The 1,332-nt window shown below is 76.4% G+C and carries 1 pseudogene; it reads right to left on the bottom strand.

Annotation, left to right across the window (positions count from 1 at the left end):
• A pseudogene (locus tag G3I71_RS44615) lies at positions 1 to 1,332 on the bottom strand (SMC family ATPase); the annotation flags it as partial.

Here is a 1,332-nt window from a genome sequence, read left to right as displayed (position 1 = left end):
GGCTGCTGCGCTGCGGCCAGGGTGTCGGGCTCGGCGAGGGCGGCCTGTACGGCGGCCTCCTCCGACTGCCAGTCGTCCAGCCGCCGTTGGAGTTCGCGGTGGGCCGCGTCGTCCAGGAGGGCGTCCGCCGCCGCGCGTGGGGTGTCGAACCCGGCGCGGTAGGCGGCGTCGGCGAGGCGGGCGTCGGCGTCCTTGAGGCGCTGGGCGGTGTCCTCGGCGGCGCGTGCGGCTTCGGCCGTTTCGGTGAGCAGCGCGGCCTGGCGTTCCAGCTGTGCGGCCCGCACGGCGACGCTGTCGGCGCCGCCCCGGGCCTGCACCAACTCCCCCTCCAGCGCCGACCGTTCAGCATCGAGGGCGTCCCGGCGGGCGACCCGGGACGCCGTCCTGAGCGCCGCCTCCTGCTGGGCGGCGCTGCGGCGCTCACGCTCCTGCTCGGCCCGGCGCAGCTCCTCGTGCGCGGAGTGCAGCCCGGAGGCACTCCGTCGGGCCTCCTCGTACCGCCGCTCCAACCCCTCGGCCTGTGCGGCGAGTTGATAGGTGGGCGCGTCGCCGGCCTCGGCGCTGGCAGCGGCCAGCGCCTCGCGTACGAGGCCCAGTCGGCGTTCGTCCTCGGCGCGCCGCTCGTCGGCCCGCTGGTAGGAAGCCAGCGCCCGCTCCTCCGCCTCGCGGTCGACGTGCCCGGCGATCTTCCGGGCGGGCGCCGGGTGTTCGGTCGCTCCGCAGACGGCGCAGGGTTCGCCGTCGGCCAGGTTGGCGGCCAGCTCGGCGGCGATGCCGTTCAGACGCTGTTCCTTGAGGTCGAGCCAGTGGGCCTTCGCCTCCGTGGCACGCTCGCGCGCCCCAAGTACATGTGTCTGCGTCTCGTCCGTGTCCCGGGCGAACGTGTCGCGCTGGCGGGCTGCCCTGAGCCGGTTCTGGGCGGGTTCCCGCTGGACGGCGAGCTGTTCGGCCCTCGTGGCGGCTTCCTGGGCCGACTCGATACGGGCCTGGAGGCCCGCCCGCGTCGTCTCCCAGTCGCCGAGCCAGTTCTCGGCGTCGTGCAGGACGTCCTCGTCGGCGCGCTCCTGACGGTCCAGGCCGGTGCGCTCGGCGGTCAGTCGGTCCAGCCGCTGTTCGGCGCGGCGGGCGGATTCGAGGCCGCCCAGCTCCTCGGCGGCCCGGCGTGCGGCGGCAGCCAGTCCACCGGCGCCGGCGTCCACGAAGGTGTCCGGCAGCAGGGCACGCGCGCGTGTCTCACCGTCGGCCGCGCGCCGGTGCTCGGATTCGGCGGCCTCGCGCAGCTCCAGCGCGGGCGCCACCGCCTCGGCCTTGCGGGCCTGCTCCATCGGCGCC

This window comes from Streptomyces sp. SID12501 (assembly GCF_010550245.1).
In the GTDB taxonomy this organism is placed as follows: Bacteria; Actinomycetota; Actinomycetes; order Streptomycetales; family Streptomycetaceae; genus Streptomyces.
Note: the sequence above shows the minus strand (reverse complement) of the source record. Positions and strands in the feature narration are given on the sequence as shown.